We start from the raw sequence: 17,031 nt of genomic DNA on the forward strand, positions 1-17,031 counted from the left end.
TTAGGCGGCGGCTTGATCGCCGCGCAGAAGCTGGAACAACTCTTCCACAGGAGCAGTCGTGTGGCGTCCGTTCTTTCGAACGCGGATCACGCCGTCCTTCACTAGCTCATAAAATCTGGTTGTCCCAATTCCAGCGACTTCGCAAAAGCGGTCGGCGGGCACGTTCAGGGACAGGTTGTAAAGTTTGACGACGTCCGGGAGCGTCATGTCGCCGGGGCGAGAACGATGGGAGGTCGACAACTGGGGCGGCAATTCGCGGCGCATTGGGAGAGTTCTCCTAGGCTTCAGTTTCGTCCAAGACCGCAATCATTCGCAACACTCAGAGCGCTCGTCAACGCGCCCAAAATCCAATACTAAAGCACCGGAGTTATGTCGTTGATGCGAGGTTTATTCCGGTCCGACGGATTATTGATGAAACGACTACATCGAATGGGCGGGTGCGAAATCGCGCAGCGATGTGATTTGCGGCGGTCATTCCGGGCGCTTTACCGGTTGATTTCGAGCGTAGAGAGACGAAGGCGAATGCAAGTGACGGTGCTTTCGTTTCACCGCGGCGTCGAATGCCGGCGGATGACTGCGCCGAGCTGATTACTCGGATGCGTTACGGAGACGCCATCTTTGGCGACGAGATCGTGCAGTTCAACGGTGGCTCGGCTCATATCACTCGCGCAAAGAATGGATTTTGGCATGGGCCTAACGGTCCGCGGAACACGCATGTGAGCGCAGTTCTATTCTTACCTGAGACAGGATTGTCGAAGCTGAGAGAGGAGAAATGGCAGCCGGTACTCGCAGTTCATCCTTGGGCGGACCACCCTCTTCCGGGCGAGCTACGAGAGATCAACCGATTTGAGGCGGACGACGACAAGTGGATGTTTCGGGACGGAAAGCGGTTCGCCGACATTGTCAGCCTGCCTGATCCGTGGTCGCCAAAGGAAGAATGAAAGCTATTCCCTTGCAGGCAAGCGCTGGCGCATCCCAATTCGGGCCGCTGTTCTCATCGATACGTTCGCGGTCGTCGTAGGAATTTTCGTGCCACTGCTTGTGGCCGGCGAAAGCGCCTCATGCGTCAGCGCCATTAGTCGCCGCCGCCATCACACACCTTCTCGTGACCGGGTGTAAATTTAGAACGGGGATCGATCGTCCTTCTCCCAGCGGGAACGACGCACCTGATACTCGTCTGTCTTGAAGACGACGCCCTCCACATGGTGTACGCTGACGCTGTCCGGCATGACGCGAAGGCTTGGCTCCCGCAGATCGGAATCGACCCGTTCTCCCGCCAACGCCGGCATGGCATCGAAGTCGGGCCATCCTGGCGATTTTTCCTTTTCTTCATCAACCTTTGGCCGCGGCGGCACCTCCTCGAATACCGAGTAATCGACTTCCCACCCCTCCGCGGTACTTTGCCCCGTCCTGGCTCTGATCTCGGTCCCGCTCGGAATTTCCATCGCCTCGACGCGCGCAGCCTTGTGGAATAGGACGACGTTGAGCACGTCTCCCGCGACCTGAACCGACGGGAAGATAATGCCATCAATGGGCACCGAGGATTCCGTTGCGAGAAAATCGGCGATGGCTTGCGTTGCCAGATACTCGAAAGGCTCATCGTCGGGCATGACCGGTTGGGTGATACGGTTGCTCAGAGATTTCAGAAATTGCGCTCGTTCCAGCCGGCGCGCAAAATCGACGTCAAAGATGCTTCCGCGCATCTGGACATTCTTGAGCGCCGTCAGATCGAGCAGCCGGAGTTTTCGGATAATCTCGAATTGCGCCACGGCAACCTTGCTTCCAACCGGAGGCCGCACCTCGGCGATGGCGGCCTTGGGATCGTTGGCGCCGTAGAACACAGAAATGCCCCGCGCATTCATGCGACCTGCCGCAGCCACCAGCGCTGGGGGCGACCCGAGCTGGAGGTCGGGCCGACACATCGCCACCTCGAGTTTGTCCTCGGACTGGAAGACCCGGGCACGAGAGAGTGTATGGAAGAGCGTTCCGGGCCCCGCATCTACGACCAGAGGCTGCCCCTGCCGCGTCCGCAAAGCATCCACCCCGTCGAAGATGGCCGCCAGATGCGTAGCTGCGGTGCGACTGAAGAAACGCGCCTCGGTCTTGAGTGAATTCTCGAACCGATACCATTCCTCGCGCCAAGCATCATCGCTGACCTTTTTCTCTTGATAGTAACTGTCGCTCGCGAACTCCGTCTCTTCACCCATGGCCGCGCTGTCGAAATCGCTATGTTCCTCCTCCAGGATTGACTGGACGTCCTGGGCCGCGTCTTCAGGGATTTCGGCGGCGTTTTGAATGGCGTACACGACATCATCGCCATGTCGATTCCATTCGTAGCTCAGCTCCTTGTCGCGCTGGAGCATATATTCGTAGTCGTTTGGTTGATCTGACGTTCGATAGTAGTGCTGCTCGAACGCGGTCGCCACACGTGCGGCCATCTTGTCAAGGCTGAAGGTACGACGCGCCTTGTCGCAATAGCTGCACTTGGCGCGTTTGCCCTTTGCGCGAACTTCTTCGCTTAGATACTGCTCGCCAATGCAGGCGTAGCATATGCGCTTCGCTTCGAGGTCGTCACTATCTACGGAATGCACGATATTTTCCACCTTGTTGCGCCATCGTCTCCTACCAAGCCGCTGCCCCCACAGGCAATCTGGCCCCGTCCGCAATCCTCGACTCACTTGATTGCGCTACAGAATACGTCAAGCGCTGAGATACGCTGCTGGCATTGCGTCAAGCTGAAGAGAATATCTCCGGGAACAAGGCCAGCGCGATCCGCTCTTTCCATTTCGTACCTCTTTCGCCGAGCGCGCCGCGCCAGCGCGACAGAAAGTCATGATGCCAAGGCGGCCTCGACGGGACCGCGTTTGCGCGCCCTCCCTCGATCCAATTGAGGTCGGAAATCGTGACCAATTTCGAGCGCCATGCGTCTTCATCCAGCCAGAACGCGCGCAGGATTACTTCTCGCCGCTGTCTGGAGAGGGCTATCGTTTCATCGTCAATTGAGAACAGGTTCTTGTCGTGGGAGTAGAAAATGTCCTCAAACGAACTGAGTAATCGGCCGCTCGTGGGGGGCTCAAAATTCCAGGTGAGCCAAATCAGGCGAATGGACGCGCTCTCATAGAAATCTTCGCGTTGCACGATGATGGGGATTTGCGTGGTTGCAAGTTGAACCTCCACGACGAGTGGCATGCGATCATAGATCGCGCGTACGTCCGGCCGCCGCCGTCCATTCTCTAGGATAAGATACTCATCGACAACGACGCTTCCTGCGGTCGTGCGCGGATCGTTGGTCAATAACTCACCGACGATATGTTTGATTTTAGCATGCAGCGGGCTTTCCTGCGCTCCGTCAAATTGCTGCGCGCTAACGATATCGACGCTGGCCGGCGTCCCCGTCCACCAGGGACAAAGCTGTGGGGCACCCGGGTGGTGTTTCCAGTAAGGCTGGCCGGTCCGGCCTTCGCGCGGAGCGTAGACGGCATGTCCGCATTTCGCGCAGACGAAACGCGCTTTCCTGTCGAGCCGCGCGCGCGTCGCCGCGCGACGGAGAACCTGATAATCGTCCTTGCTCATCGCTATGAGCGCATCACTCGTGATGCTGTGCATCGATGCAAGGTCAAGCACTCTTTTGAGTGTCCTTCGGAGAATCGCCTCGACCATCTACCGAATCTCCCTTCGTCCGGCGTGATCATTGAGCATTTGGGGGATCGCGTGCTATGGAAAATCGCCTGTGTCTCAAGGAAGTCCCGCCGACGGCATGACCGGCGGCGGGGCGAAGACGCAATTCGCGGCTTCCCCGATTGTCAGCCCGGCATACCGGCCGTCAGGTGTCCGCACCGGGAAGAATGGGTTCTTCGCCGAACGGGCGGTTAATGATCGACAGCGCGTCGGGCGCGGCGAAGACGCGGTTGCGCGCATAGCCGGTACGCTCGTTCAAGATTTTATTCTCGACCAGTTGCTCTACCGCTTGCGACGCTGCAGGCACCGTAATGCTGAGAAGCGAGGCCAGACGCTTGACGGTCAGCACTGGATAGTGCGGCAGAACATCGAGTGCTCGCAGGCTCGCTGAGCCCTGGCGAAATTTGCGCCGCTTTCGCCATAGATCGCCAAGTGCAGACAAAGCGTCGCGCGTCTTCAGCAGCTCATCCGTGGTGCCGACAATTGCGTCCGCCATGAATCCGACCGCTTCATGCCAATCGAGGCGCTGCTGAGCCGCTTTGAGCGATTCATAATAAGCCGCCTTGTGGGCTTCAATGTACGGTGACAGGTAAATCGGCATCATGCCTTCCGCCGCCATCATCAACGGCAGGAGGAGACGGCCGACGCGGCCATTGCCGTCACGAAACGGGTGGACTGCCTCAAAATGTGCATGCGCAACCGCCATTCGCACAATGAAGCTCTGGTACATCGCCTGCATGCCCTCGCAGCGCATGTACTTCATCGTGTCCTCAAGACACGCGGCAATCTCAGACGGCGGCGTCGGATTGTAGGTCGAGTAAGCAATATCGCCCCTGCCGCCGGTCCAGACCACAACCTGGCGAAGATCGCCGGGCTTGTCCTTGTATTCTGCGTCGCCGCGCATGACGGCGTGATGCAGATCCTGCACCAAACCGCTTGTGAAGATTTCCAGTTTCTCTTGTCTGGCCCGCGGCAGGAAGTCATCGAGCGCGAGCGCGTAGTCACGCACCTGAACTACCGCCTCGCCCTGCTGGGAATCTTCGCTTTCTTCACCGGACAGCAATTCGTCAAGCGTGCTGTTGGTGCCTTCGATCGCCGAGCTGCTGACAGCTTCCCGCCGTGGCAAGATGCGGCTGATCAGATACGGGTCCTTTAGTTCGGCCGCGAGCGTCTCGATGCGCACCAAGGCTGCATCCGCCGCCCTGAGCCGGGCAAGGACCGACCCCGCGGCAACCCCGTCCTCAGGCGGGGGCAGCGGAACCACGCCGTAATGCGCCGCATAGGGCGCCGGAAGCCGCTGCAATCGTTCCCGAACGGCGTGAGTGAGATTATTGCGGTTCAAGAGAAACCTTTCGCAGAAGAGCCAAGTCCGACACCAGAATAAAGGTTGTTTATCTATACTTCAATAAAGCGACTGATGGTGGGCCCTATCTAACGTTCTTAGGTTCCATCAAGGAACCTCTTTCCCGTACTGTCGTTACGGTATAGATGGCGTAACGACAGTACGGAGACATTTCGTGGCCGATCCTACGGTAGTCAGGCGAGTAAGACGCCAGCGCGACGTTCGCCTGGCTGAAGGCTGGCAGGAAGTCCGTGTGTGGGTGCCCACCGAACGAGACGCAAACGACATCAGAAACCTCGCCGCCGATCGCAGGGCAAAAGCAAAAGCGCTCGCCGGCCTTGACGAAGGAATTAAGAGCATGCCCCCAGAAACACTGAACCGCATTGCCGAGGCGATCGCATCCCAGGGCTCGGCAGCCTACACGACCCCTTCCGGTCCTGTACTGGACCTCCTCACCAAACTCGCGGAAGAGGACGATCTCGCGAGCTTCTCGCGGGCTTTCATTCTTCTGGCGCGCGCCGCACCGGCTAGAGCCGCGTTTGTCGCGGGCGCGGTGCCGGCAAAGATCTCCAACTTCCTGATCAAGCATCGCGGCGTCAAGGCGACCGCGCTGATCAAGTGGACCGAGTCGAATCCGGATTGGACTGAGGAGCTCAAGAACGCACTGCGTGATCCCGATCTATTTGTTCGTGTTGTCGAAGACTTCGCCTCTGCGATCAAGCAAGGTGCCGCCGCTCACTAGACCTTTGACAAAGAAACCGGCGCCGTTTCAAAAAAGCGGCGCCGGTTTCTAGGCTGCGCGCCCCTCGTATTCACGGCGAAAGGCGTCGACACTGCAGCCCGCGTTGCCAGAACCACTGTAGCAGCTCCAGAGCCGTCCCCTCAGGGGTGCGCGAGCTGGCTATAGCTGGGGCGGCCGCAAAGTGAATATCTTTGCGTCGCGTCTTACGGACGCCTTGGCGGCGGCAGCGAAAACCGCGCGGGAATCCGACCTTCATCAGCTTCAGCTGTCAATCGGCTTGCAAATTTTGGACGCCGATCCCCCGGCTTAGGGGGTCAATATTGGGCTCTGACTCATATGTGGAACGGCCCGGGCTGCAAGATCTTTCTCTGGTTGAACAAGGGATGACGGTGCGGTCATATGTTCGGCCTGCGAAGCGGCGCCTGGCCGCTGGCCACGATGATATCCGCGGAAGCAATCGCCCAATCAATTTCTCGCGCTCGAAGCGCAGTGAGTCAGGCGGTCTGATTGCTACCGGGAATGACGTCATTCGGGGTTCATCCAGATTTGCACCTTGCCTCCTCGGCAGCTTTCTTCTTCCGCCGGAGAGCTCTTAAGATTAGGATTTCAGCATTGCGGCCGGCGCCTGATAGATGCCGCCTCTGACCAGCAAGGCCCAGATCGTGCGCGCAATCTTATTGGCGAGCGCGACCGATACGACCTTGACCGGCCGTCTTTGCAGCATGGTCCGAATCCAGAGTGGGACTTTCAAGCCTCGTTTAGCAAGCTTGATGATAGAGGTCGCACCAACGATCAAGAGCGTCCGTAGTTGCCGATTTCCACGCTTTGATATCGCGCCGAGCCTTTCTTTTCCGCCGCTCGACTGTGCCCTCGGTGTGAGCCCCGTCCAAGCCGCAAAATCTCGTGCAGTCGCAAAATTGCGAGCGTCCAAAACCGACGTCCGAACGGTAGCGGCGATGAGAGGACCGACACCCGGAATGCTCATCAGACGCTTTGCATCGGGGTCCTTTCTGACGGCAACCAAAATCTCTCTGTCGAGCTTCTCTATGCGGGTTGTAAGCAGCTCAATCTGTTCAGCGAACAGGATCAGGGCAAAGCGGGCGGCGCCGGGGATCCTATTGTCTTTTTCATCCCGGAGAAGCACCAGGAGTTTTGCGATGCTTGCCATGCCTGTGCCGGCGATAATGCCCAATTCGGCCATATGAGCACGTAGGGCATTTGCAGTCTGGCTGCGCTGCCTCATCAGCAGCTCTCGCGTTCGCAAAATCATGCTGGCCGCTTGTTGTTCGGCAGTCTTCAGCGGTACGAACCGCATTGTCGGGCGGGTGACCGCCTCACAAATGGCTTCAGCATCCGCCACGTCGGTCTTGTTTCGTTTGACGTAAGGCTTCACGTAGGCTGGCGGCATCATGCGGACAGCGTGGCCCAGCGCCGCGATCTCGCGTGCCCAGTGATGGGCACTCGCACAGGCCTCCATACCAACCAAACAAGCTGGAAGGCTCCGAAAGAAGGGCAGAACCTGCGATCGCCGCAATGTACGACGAACCAAGACTTTCCCGTTTTCGGCGATGCCGTGAACTTGAAAGATCGACTTGGCCAAATCCAAACCCACCGTGATAATCTTCTCCATGGAACGGTCCTTCCTTTGTGGCGCCTCTCTACGCGACCACGTTAGGCACTTTTGATGCCGGTTCGAAGGGCCGTTCCACACCATCACTTTTGATGAAGTTCAAGCGCCGGCTCGCGTTGGTTTCACAAAGGAATCAACATGATGCAGCGTGTCCTGCGACCGTCGGCCCTGATCCCTCCTGGGTTTGACGTGGAGAGCGCCGTCTGTGATGGCGCCACGACCGTGATCACCGTCCGTCCCACGAGCGACAAGAGTCTCTGTCCCGGATGCGGAGCCAGTTCTGGGCGGATTCATAGCCGATATCAGCGATGCCTCACCGATCTGCCGCTGGCGGGGCGGCCGGTTCGCCTGGTGGTCGTGGCGCGCCGCTTCCGCTGCGTCACTGTTATGTGCGGGCGACGTATTTTCACCGAGCGGTTCGATGACGCGGCTCTGGCGCCGTGGGCGCGGCGAACGGCCCGGCTCGATCTGCTCGTCCATCACCTTGGGCTCGCCCTGGGTGGCCGCCCGGCCGCGAGTTTCGCTCGCCGACTTATGCTGCCCGTGAGCAACGATACATTGCTTCGGGTGGTGCGAAGGCGCGGTTGCCAGCCCTATGCTGCGCCGAGCGTGATCGGTATCGATGACTGGGCATGGCGGCGCAATCAGCGGTACGGAACAATCATCTGCGACCTCGAGCGGCGACGACCGATCGCCCTGTTACCCGACAGAGAGCCAGCTACTGCACAGGCCTGGCTCTCGGGGCAGCCGCAAATTGCTGTCGTCGCGCGCGATCGCGGCGGTGGTTACGCCCTTGCTGTAGCCAAGGCGCTTCCGCAGGCCACCCAGGTCGCTGACCGCTGGCATTTGATGGAGAATGCCAGCCACGCATTTCTCGATGCGGTCCGCAAATCAATGCGCCAGGTTCGTGTGGCGGTCGGCTCCGCCACAATAAATCCTGCCTTGCTGACGGCTGCGGAGCGGATCCAGTACGAGGGCTATCTACGGCGTGAGGATACCAACGCGGCAATCCTCAGACAGGCGGAGACGGGCGTCTCCATAAAGGAGATCGTACGACTTACGGGACATAGCCGAGGCCTCGTCCGCAAGGTGCTCCGAGGTCAGCGAACGGATGTATTCAGAGTGCGTGAGAGTTCTCTCGAACATCATCTGTCTTGGCTTGATGCCCAGTGGACTAGTGGTCATCACAACAGTGCCGACTTGTGGCGTCGCCTCAGGAGGCTGGGTTTTAGGGGCTCCGAGCGGGTTGTTAGAGAGTGGGCGACACGCCATCGGCGCGCCGAAACGCCCGATGCTCAAAGTGTACAGCGCGTGCCGTCCGCCAGAACCATTGCCCGCCTGATGACTAATGGCCGCGATGCGCTATCAAAGTCTGAGACCGTTACCATCGCGGCGATCGAGCAAGGCGTTCCTCTCCTGGTGGAAGCGCGCGAAATCATCGCAGCTTTCCACACGATGATCCGCAAGAAGGCTCACGTAGATCTTGATCCTTGGCTGGAACGAGCATGCGCAAGTCTCGTCGGGTCCTTCGCCAACGGTGTCACCAGAGACAAGGCCGCCATCAACGCTGCGATTAAAACATCTTGGTCCAACGGGCAGACCGAGGGTCAGATTACCAAGCTCAAGCTCGTCAAGCGTCAGATGTACGGGCGCGCCAAGCTCGATCTTCTGCAGGCCCGCTTGATCGGTGCTACATGATCCCGATGCACCAAAATTGCGTCAGAGCCAATATTGCAAGCCGAATGACACTTCAGCCACTGCGCGAGATACGAGCGTGATCGGCACGCACATCCTGCGTGATCTGAAGCTCCGCGCACAGGAACGCCGCGCCGAATTTCAGCGACCAATTCCTCGGCGGCGTAGGCCTGACTGCCGAAGCGTTTACCGAACGTGCGATCGAGCCTATGTTTCGCGCCGGGTCAGCTCGTGGACAAGCGTGGCGTAATAGCCTTCGCTGCGGGACAGCGTTTCGGTGCCGCAGAACATTTCCTCCGGAGGCATCTGGATACTATCGGTGGAGAGCCGGTAAAAGGCCCGGTCGCGCCGTGCTCGATGCGCGCGCCCGTCGCTCTCACGAACGCATCGGCGCCTGCGATGCGGGCGACCGGACCGAGAGGCTCCGGCACTGGGTTCAGGGCGTAACCCTCGACCTGCGCCGCGTTGAACACCCGCGCGATGCGCGGGCGACACGCGGTTTGCCGTCGTCATCCGCAACGTCGGGATCGGGCTCGGCGTCGAATTCCTTGTAGAAGATCACAGGGCTCGATTTCACGCCTGCGCGAACCTGAGCGCAAAGCTCCGACCATTGTTTGTAAGTGGCCCACACGGGCGAGCTGAACCCCTTTAATTGGGCGGCGACCCAGAGACTCACGATATTGCTATAGCCGTTCTTGGTCAGCACATTGACCGGCATGAAGAGAGCGCCCGATGATTTGCGCCAGGGTAATTATGGTCTGTCGGGATTCGCTTCGATTGCGGCCACAAGCTGGGACGTGATCTCGGATTAGCATCCTTCCGGGTGGAGACGCTGGTTGATTGAGGGGACATTGCATCGCCTTTCGCTCTTGCGAGCCCGCCGTGATTGGCGGTCTCGATGCCGAGCGAAGGCGGCGGTGCCTGACGAAGTGCCGTACGCTTCGAATCCACGGCTGGTCACAGCACTTATTGCTGTAAGCCCACAAGACTCACAGGGAATTGACGAGCATAGCTCCTGATCTCGTACGTTCAACCTGAAGCGGATTCGAACCAAAATTGTGAAACATCGGCTTGGTAGTAGCTAATGGTATTCTCGGTTTGGTAAATTATAAAATTGTGAATTTTCAGTTAGTTGGTGGTATTCTTAGATTCCGGCCAGGGGCTTGCGGGTCAGGCAATGGAAACGAAGCTTGGCCGCCACCGCCTTCCTCGACCATGCCGAGGATATTCGACCACCTCTCCGACGAGAGGGATCGCCGCAGCCCGCACCCTCCGGCCAGCTGTGACATAAAGGCGGCAGGCGCACGGCACCCTTGAAGCCACGGATCGATGGGATCATTCCAGAGCAACTCGATCGTCCCCTGAAGCACTACGACATCGCCAATAACAGAGTCGACGATCCCGCCCTGGGATTTGGAAGAGACCGCACAGGCTATCGTCGCGCTGGGAATGCTTTACTTTCTTTCCTATACAAGTCCACGTGAGCCAAGCTTTTCCCATAACGAATCAACGGTGCACTGAGTCAGTCGGAGCCCGAAGACATTGGCCAAGACCTGCTGCAGTTCGATCTTCGTTTCCAGTGTTTGTGTTTCCCTAAATTGGCTGCGAGTCAATCTGAGCTTCTTGTTAAGCAAGGTTGCACGTCCCTCCGATGTCAGCACACTCATCATGAGGACGGATGGAAAGGGCATACGATCCCAGCGTGCGCAGATGAAGTTGGCGCCCTCGAAATCGGGTGGCAGGGCGACGGCTCGGTCAATGCCGAAAAGAGCGAACCATTCATCTTCGTTCTTGCGTTCAAGCACGAGCTCTCCACTGGCCGGGTCGGCCCGCAGACGAAACACGTCCCCGCCAACTATTTGCTGCTCCTTCGCATCGATTCGTAGCGGTGTAATCGGTGCCGGACCGGGAAAGCCGGCATCGGCAAGCCAGTCGCAACCCTCTATGGTCACGATCAATGCATGATGTGTGCGTGGGCCACCTTCCGAAGCCCCCATGCGCACCCTGCAAAGAATTGGCCGGACCGTGAAATCGAGTTCTTCGAGCGCCAAGCCAAACAACTTGTTCAATTCGAAGCAATAGCCGCCTCGCCGGGCATCGATAAGTTTGGCCCAGATCGAATTCTCAGTCAGATCGGGGATATCGCCCAGCAGAACATCAATGTTCTCATAGGGGATCGCTCGCATTTGAGCCTGCTGGAGCGCAAGAAGGCCATCAACCGTTGTCGGGACTTGAGCAAGGCCGATCCGATCGAGATAGGTCGCAATCTTAAATGCCATGGCACGTCCTCTGATGTCTGGACTCGTTTGATTAAGCCGCCGGAAGCGCGATGACTTCGCAGGCGACGCGTAGAAGGTGGCCATCTCTCCTATAGAAATGAAACAGCCCCAGCACTTCCGGCGACAGCCTCAGTGCCAGTATCGAGCCAACGGGCCATTTGTGCACGGCCGGAGCAGCCCGTAGGACTCCCGGTCCGCGGCGATTTGCAACGGCGATCTTCCAGCCTTGCGAATCATCTCGTCTCGCCTCGCCGCGAATGCTCCGCGTTTCGAGATCCACCGCCGCCCGCGATCCGCCATCACTAAGTAGAGAACGGCGACAGCTACCAGCTGAGGAATCGCTCTCAGCTACACCAGCAGTTTCTGCCGCGTTCAACATGACATCACCCTTGATGAATCGTAGTTACGAACCTGCAGCTCTTGCGCTACTAACGAGCGGCTGTCGCTCTTTTGGTTGCTCAGCCGACGGCAGCGATAAGGCGCCACACCTGTATCGCGCAACCAGGCGCCCTCCGGTGGCGCGCCGGTCTGCCAGAACACGTCGATCGGGATGCCGCCACGCGGATGCCGGTAACCGCCGACGCGCAGCCACAGTGGTTTGATCGCCCTGGCAATGCGTCGGCCGACTAGCGCTGTGCATTCATCATGCAAAGCGCCGTGTTTGCGGAACGAAGTCCTGAACTGCTTCAGTGATTTGGAGCCCACCAGTGCCTCGTCGGGCGCGTAGTCGATTACGATGAAACTCGGCTGACCGGTGACGGGCAGACCGAGGTGAATTCCGGGCAGGTGCAGCGCACGTTGGCGGGCGGTCCGTCGCCGCGCCTGAGCGGCGCGTTTTCGAGGACCGCCTTATCTGGGCTTCCTGGCGTCTCGACGTGGGCGCCGACCTGTGTAAAGTTCCGGGTGGTAGGCACGGGCAACTCCTTGATGCATGCCGCCGGAAGTGCAGCCGTCGAGCCGGGCATCGCCGATGAAGTCCTCCTGATCCACTGCCGCTGCTCTCGAGTGGACGACGACATCGGAGAAGCCACCGCGATCGTCGCAAGGGTGAAGCCGCAGAACCTTCCAACCCCGTTACCGCACGCCGAGAAACTTCGTGTTTGAATGACGACGCGCTCAGTCGCGTGCAGTCACCTCCTGAGTGCTCCGCTCCGCTGCCTTGGCTCAACGATTGCATCCATATTGCTGGCTTGGTCGCCCCACCGATGTTGAGGGTTAGTAGTTTGTCGACGTCGGCAGGCTTGTCGACGGGCGACATCTTGGCCCAACAGGCGACGGTGCGACGGCGGGCGCCGCTGGCAAAACGCAGCAGATAGGCCGATTTCACGGCCGTATGTCTTGAGTGATACATAGGTCACGGTTTAGTCCTTGATGAGCGCCAGAAATTCGCTACGCAGTATTTTGCTGTCGCGGAAACACGGCGCATGATGCTGGTCACCATAGTGGTTTCCGTCTCGCGAACGCCTCGCCACACGCACTGGTGCCGCGCCGTAACCATGACGGCCAACCCCTTCGGATTAATGTGGCCTCGAGCTCGTCTGCCAACATAATACGCTTCCTCTTGGATTGCCGGAGCGCCATGATCAAGTTGGCCGCACGCACAACTTTGCTGATACCGATCACCGACACCAGGCAGCACGCCGACCCACATGCGGTGGAGCTTGTCGGGGCCGAACCATCCCGAGCCGCCGGGCCGCAATGAGCCGAACGAGGCCGAGAGAAGCGCGCGGCGGGCGGCGGCGGTGAGGCCCGCGAGATCGGGGCAACCCGGCTCGCCGATCACGAGCGTCGGTTGCGGTGTGGAAAGGTCCGGGAGGCGCATCGAAAACCCTCAATGAAAATGCCAATGACCGGAACAAAGTGGTGCGAGCACGCCGATCTCACGGTGATGGAGCCAAGCGCGTAGGTCTCTTGCAGGCAGCCCGCGTTTGGCAAGTTCCGTAGCCGCAGGGCTAGCTTCAAAGCGCTCGACGAACACCTGGCGCACGTACATCTTGGCTATCCGTTTTGCAGTCGCAGTCGTGTTGTGGTCGCGGCTAGTGTCGATAACCAAGCCTCAAGCAAGACTGCAAGTGCTGCTCGACTTCTGCTTGTACTATCTCACCCTCACCGGGCCGCAAGTATTCTGCGACATCGGCGTTTATTCCAAAGGACACGCCTGCGTCGAGCAGGCGTTTACGAGTTGCTTGCGTTGAGCTCATCAAACATCCTAGCCGGGCGCTTTGCCTCGCTCTCGCGCGAACAAGTTGATCTGCGGGCGCTTCTGCATTTCGGCAGTCCACATGATGCCCCTGGCGTCGGAACGGCCGCTTGTCGCCTCCCGATCTGCGATTACCTGCCGCATGGCCTTGATATCCTGGATGAATTCGAGACTTCCACCGTGTCGGCAGTATGGCCAGTCGAGCGATGCCATCCATTGTGCTGCGTAGCGCCTCCAACGTTCGAAGAATGACGGAGTTGTTTGATGGAATAGATAGCTTTCATCTGAACTCTTGACTGGTGACGGCGAGAGATCGCTGTTTTTGAAATGCGTCCTTCACCGTCGCTGCAATCAACGTGCCGAAAACCGCCTTCTTCGTCTTGCTGCAAGAGAACAACACCATTGCGCTTTGCGAGCGCGCGCGGAAACATTTTACGCCCTGATGTCGGGGACCGGACATTAACGTCTTCAAGACGACCCGGCTGAAAACAGACATAGCGGCGTGAAAACATGAGCCGGTCCCCTTGCCGACCTCGCTTGCGTCTGCGCCATGTGCCTGAAAGTACACTCAGTGAAGCCTAGCCGAATCGCACGAGCTTCGTTCACAAACGCCCTCATTTATGTGACGCTTCAATAGCCTTCACTTTGCGTATCGATGCCGTCACGGAGCGTCTACCAATTGAAAGCTGCAACAAGGGCGGACAGCGCTGTTCGCTCCGTGACATCAAGGAGATCGGAGCGTGCACGAATTCAATCAGCAAACAGGGCCCGATGGTCCCTCAGGTGGGGGTCCAGTTCACTGAACGTTTTCGTTCTTCAGCGTAGGGTTCGGACTGGCCGCTTGAGGATTGGACCAAGACATTCCCGCCGCGGCAACAGTCGCTTAACGCTCTTTGCTGCGGCTGCTAGGCGGAGCACCGCGGGATAGCCCCATCAGGCACCGTGCCCACCAAAGCTGACTTTTGGCGGCCGCGCTGTCGGAAGTCAGGCAGCCGGATCAGGGCGGCTGTTTCGAATCACACAGTTCGCTTGCCAAGCTCGGCGAAGCCTCCTGCCCGCGAAAGAGGACTTGGTACGAGCCTTGCTTGCCGAGGCGCAAAAGCATGTGCTTCGCGCCAGCTGACGGATTACCTCCGCTCGGTGTCGGTTCCAGACATCGGATGTCTGCAACCGTACAGGGGGGAAAACAACAACATGCAACGGGCGACATCCATAATCGTCGGTCAAGGAGACATAGCATGTCCGGTGCTGCAGGCGCATTTCTGTTGCCTTCAAGCCGCTCACAAAGGCCGGTTTCCGATCAGCTCAAGCACATGGTGCCGAAGCTTGAAAACCGTGCACAGAGGGGGTTCCGCGTTGCCGCATCTATGCATGAAGAACGGTTTCAACATACAAAGTTATGCCGGCCAGCAGGCAAACTAGCAGATGTTGATTTCACTGAGCAGGACGCGCATTCCAGGCCGCATGCAGCTATAGCACACGTTCGCACTCCCTCTCACAGGGAGAAGAGTGACGCCGACTTCCAGCCCTTTGACAATCATAAAACCTCCTGCCGTCGTTTGACGGTTTGTTTGAACGGGGCTCTGGTCAACGCTGATGTGCCCTTTGAAGTCTGCTTTCCTTGCTGCCGCGGGGACATGAGGGAATCGGTCTTTCTGCGTTTACGCTCGAGATGCCGCCCCCTTGGCGGGCAAAAACGCGCAGACGAGACTTCAAATAGATTGATCGCCGATCTCACCTCAACGAAAACGTCTGCAGCATGAGGCCATGATGAAACCTGCTCTTGTATTCGATTGGAACGGCACTCTCCTCGACGACGCCGACGCCTTGCTACAAACGACGAACACCATTTTGGACCGCTTCGGCCGAGCTGCCATCGACATGCACACTTTTCGGGATCATTTCGATGTTCCACTTTCGGTTTTTTACCGCAATCTAGGAATGTCGGAGAGTGAAATCGAAACGGTCGATGACCATGACAGCGCTATTTTTCACGATACTTACGAACCGCTGGCGAGCAAAGCCGAACTGCGCGAAGGCGCGCGTTGCATTTTGGAAACGGCACGTCAACAAGAGGTTCCCAGCATTATTGTTAGTAACCATATAGTCGATCCCCTTATTACCCAATTACGAAGACATGGAATCGACGATTGTGTCGCGGAGGTTCTGGCTTTTGAAAGCCGCGCTACTCAATATAAAAGCACAAGCAAAGGAGAGCGGCTTCGTCTGTATATGCGAGCATACAATCTGAACCCCAGCTCAACGTTCATCATCGGGGACATGCCCGTCGAAACGGATATCGCACGCGAACTTGGCCTGATCAGCGTAGCCATTACGGGCGGATTTGTTTCCGAGACGCGTCTGCGAGCGGCGCAGCCGGATTATCTCATCGAGGACCATCATAAGCTGCTGCCCATTCTGCAGGAGCGTGGCGTTTTTCAGAACTCATAACGACGCAGAGCATGACTGAAAACCTCTACCGTCCATGTCTTCCTGTTCTCCAGCGAAGCCTTCACACTGATGGCCGAAGCATCGGCTCTGGACGGACGAGGCCCAAACGAAGGTGCGCGCCTAATTAGTATTGGCCGATAGGGGACTTCGCCGTTCGAGTTTGTCAATCTGCAACCTGACGCAGTCCGACTTAACACCCATTCCCTACGTCGAGGTCCTTCCAGACGGGCTGCGGTCTTTAAGACGTAAGACCCGCGCCGAGAAATTTCCTCTGGTCGGGAGCGCGCTTGCCGCGGCCCTGCCGTCGAGTTCTTATCCAGGAGCGGTTAGAGCCTCGGAATTGTGCAGCGACGCGCATGCCTGAAAGCGCCCACAAAGCTGCCCAGATTACTCGCGGACCGGTGCGGCAACTTCCGCTTCAAGCTTTGGCTGGTGCTTGAAGATCGCGTGGATCAAAGCTTGCGGCGGCTGCTCGGAAGCCTCCACCAGCATCGCTTTGTCAGCGCGCGCCGAGGGAGCGAAGACTCACTTGATCACGGTCGGCGAGACCACATTTGGAATGGTCCTCGAGACCCGCGTCCTGTGCGTTCCATTTCACGATTGGCGCGCGGGCGGCTCGTAGCGCATCCGGCCATGGCGCCGCGGCGAATGTGGTGGTGGCCTCGAGAATCGTAATGAGATACGGGCTGGTAAGCAGAACCTGGACACCGCCTTCGGCACGTCGTTCCGTTTGGATTGTGCGCACGGTTAGGTCTAGTGCTCTGATCTTGCCGACGTAGGTCAGCCGTAGCATCCCAAGCCGCTTCGCAATCCCGGGTCCCACCTGGGCGGTGTCACCGTCGATGGTTTGCTTGCCGGTAAAGATGAAGTCGGCGGTCCATGCTCCTTACGAACTTTTCGGATGGCGGCCGCCAACGCGTAAGTTATCACCAGAGTTCAGAACCAGCGAAGGGCCGGTCAGTGAGCAGAACGGCTCGATCGGCGCCGAATGTCAGCGCCTTGGGTACAATCGTC

At 58.4% G+C, this 17,031-nt stretch carries 12 protein-coding genes and 3 pseudogenes; 4 read left to right on the forward strand and 11 right to left on the reverse strand.

Going from position 1 to position 17,031, the window contains the following annotated elements; genetic code table 11:
* On the reverse strand, positions 1-264 hold the full coding sequence (locus IVB07_RS31345; RefSeq protein ID WP_247442458.1) for a hypothetical protein: 264 nt from the start codon (positions 262-264) through the stop codon (positions 1-3).
* Between the two features lie 332 nt (positions 265-596).
* Here IVB07_RS31345 and IVB07_RS31350 point away from each other — a divergent pair, with 332 nt between their 5' ends.
* On the forward strand, positions 597-941 hold the full coding sequence (locus IVB07_RS31350; protein WP_247766836.1) for a hypothetical protein: 345 nt from the start codon (positions 597-599) through the stop codon (positions 939-941).
* 180 nt (positions 942-1,121) lie between these two features.
* Here the strand turns inward: IVB07_RS31350 and IVB07_RS31355 are convergent, their stop codons facing one another.
* The 3 genes from IVB07_RS31355 to IVB07_RS31365 all read right to left on the reverse strand — a co-directional run bounded on the left by IVB07_RS31355 (position 1,122) and on the right by IVB07_RS31365 (position 5,020).
* On the reverse strand, positions 1,122-2,603 hold the full coding sequence (locus IVB07_RS31355) for an RES family NAD+ phosphorylase (protein ID WP_247456110.1): 1,482 nt from the start codon (positions 2,601-2,603) through the stop codon (positions 1,122-1,124).
* Between the two features lie 127 nt (positions 2,604-2,730).
* The gene (locus IVB07_RS31360) at positions 2,731-3,660 is read right to left on the reverse strand and encodes a DUF6035 family protein (RefSeq protein ID WP_247442462.1); all 930 of its coding nucleotides are present in this window, start codon (positions 3,658-3,660) and stop codon (positions 2,731-2,733) included.
* A 163-nt stretch (positions 3,661-3,823) separates the two neighbouring features.
* Positions 3,824-5,020, reverse strand: a complete 1,197-nt coding sequence (locus tag IVB07_RS31365; RefSeq protein ID WP_247442464.1) for a Fic/DOC family N-terminal domain-containing protein — start codon at positions 5,018-5,020, stop codon at positions 3,824-3,826.
* Between the two features lie 175 nt (positions 5,021-5,195).
* On the opposite strand from IVB07_RS31365, the gene IVB07_RS31370 reads away from it, so the two are divergent.
* Positions 5,196-5,762, forward strand: coding sequence for a hypothetical protein (locus tag IVB07_RS31370; protein ID WP_247766837.1), 567 nt, complete (start codon positions 5,196-5,198; stop codon positions 5,760-5,762).
* Between the two features lie 598 nt (positions 5,763-6,360).
* Here IVB07_RS31370 and IVB07_RS31375 read toward each other — a convergent pair.
* Entirely contained in the window at positions 6,361-7,392 is a 1,032-nt protein-coding gene (locus IVB07_RS31375; protein ID WP_247372144.1) for an IS110 family transposase, read from the reverse strand.
* A 141-nt stretch (positions 7,393-7,533) separates the two neighbouring features.
* Between IVB07_RS31375 and IVB07_RS31380 the strand changes: the two genes are divergently transcribed.
* Positions 7,534-9,090 (forward strand): ISL3 family transposase, encoded by a 1,557-nt coding sequence (locus tag IVB07_RS31380; RefSeq protein ID WP_247767817.1) that lies wholly within the window; start codon positions 7,534-7,536, stop codon positions 9,088-9,090.
* Positions 9,091-9,294: 204 nt separating this feature from the next.
* On the opposite strand, the gene IVB07_RS40365 is transcribed toward IVB07_RS31380, so the two are convergent.
* The 5 genes and pseudogenes from IVB07_RS40365 to IVB07_RS31400 form a co-directional block, all read right to left on the reverse strand.
* Complete coding sequence (locus tag IVB07_RS40365; protein WP_253075632.1) at positions 9,295-9,393, reverse strand: hypothetical protein; 99 nt, start codon at positions 9,391-9,393, stop codon at positions 9,295-9,297.
* Positions 9,394-9,523: 130 nt separating this feature from the next.
* A pseudogene (locus tag IVB07_RS31385) lies at positions 9,524-9,823 on the reverse strand (ArdC family protein); the annotation flags it as partial.
* Between the two features lie 730 nt (positions 9,824-10,553).
* Complete coding sequence (locus IVB07_RS31390; RefSeq protein WP_247766838.1) at positions 10,554-11,366, reverse strand: arylamine N-acetyltransferase; 813 nt, start codon at positions 11,364-11,366, stop codon at positions 10,554-10,556.
* Between the two features lie 471 nt (positions 11,367-11,837).
* Positions 11,838-12,280: pseudogene (queF, locus tag IVB07_RS31395) on the reverse strand (preQ(1) synthase); the annotation flags it as partial.
* 440 nt (positions 12,281-12,720) lie between these two features.
* The gene (locus tag IVB07_RS31400; RefSeq protein ID WP_247766839.1) at positions 12,721-13,188 is read right to left on the reverse strand and encodes a GTP cyclohydrolase I; all 468 of its coding nucleotides are present in this window, start codon (positions 13,186-13,188) and stop codon (positions 12,721-12,723) included.
* A gap of 2,145 nt (positions 13,189-15,333) precedes the next feature.
* Here IVB07_RS31400 and IVB07_RS31405 point away from each other — a divergent pair.
* Positions 15,334-16,017, forward strand: a complete 684-nt coding sequence (locus IVB07_RS31405; protein WP_247766840.1) for an HAD family hydrolase — start codon at positions 15,334-15,336, stop codon at positions 16,015-16,017.
* Positions 16,018-16,404: 387 nt separating this feature from the next.
* Here IVB07_RS31405 and IVB07_RS31410 read toward each other — a convergent pair.
* A pseudogene (locus tag IVB07_RS31410) lies at positions 16,405-17,018 on the reverse strand (nitrogen fixation protein FixA); the annotation flags it as partial.
* Between the last annotated feature and the right edge of the window lie 13 nt (positions 17,019-17,031).

It is taken from the genome of Bradyrhizobium sp. 172 (assembly GCF_023101065.1).
In the GTDB taxonomy this organism is placed as follows: domain Bacteria; phylum Pseudomonadota; class Alphaproteobacteria; order Rhizobiales; family Xanthobacteraceae; genus Bradyrhizobium; species Bradyrhizobium canariense_D.

What these genes read in the sequence shown, in the direction of transcription:
- IVB07_RS31375 (WP_247372144.1), bottom strand. Translation starts at nt 7,392, where the DNA reads ATGGAGAAGATTATCACGGTGGGTTTGGATTTGGCCAAGTCGATCTTT.
- IVB07_RS31405 (WP_247766840.1), top strand. Translation starts at nt 15,334, where the DNA reads ATGATGAAACCTGCTCTTGTATTCGATTGGAACGGCACTCTCCTCGAC.
- IVB07_RS31360 (WP_247442462.1), bottom strand. Translation starts at nt 3,660, where the DNA reads ATGGTCGAGGCGATTCTCCGAAGGACACTCAAAAGAGTGCTTGACCTT.
- IVB07_RS31390 (WP_247766838.1), bottom strand. Translation starts at nt 11,366, where the DNA reads ATGGCATTTAAGATTGCGACCTATCTCGATCGGATCGGCCTTGCTCAA.
- IVB07_RS40365 (WP_253075632.1), bottom strand. Translation starts at nt 9,393, where the DNA reads ATGCCTCCGGAGGAAATGTTCTGCGGCACCGAAACGCTGTCCCGCAGC.
- IVB07_RS31400 (WP_247766839.1), bottom strand. Translation starts at nt 13,188, where the DNA reads ATGCGCCTCCCGGACCTTTCCACACCGCAACCGACGCTCGTGATCGGC.
- IVB07_RS31345 (WP_247442458.1), bottom strand. Translation starts at nt 264, where the DNA reads ATGCGCCGCGAATTGCCGCCCCAGTTGTCGACCTCCCATCGTTCTCGC.
- IVB07_RS31350 (WP_247766836.1), top strand. Translation starts at nt 597, where the DNA reads ATGCGTTACGGAGACGCCATCTTTGGCGACGAGATCGTGCAGTTCAAC.
- IVB07_RS31380 (WP_247767817.1), top strand. Translation starts at nt 7,534, where the DNA reads ATGCAGCGTGTCCTGCGACCGTCGGCCCTGATCCCTCCTGGGTTTGAC.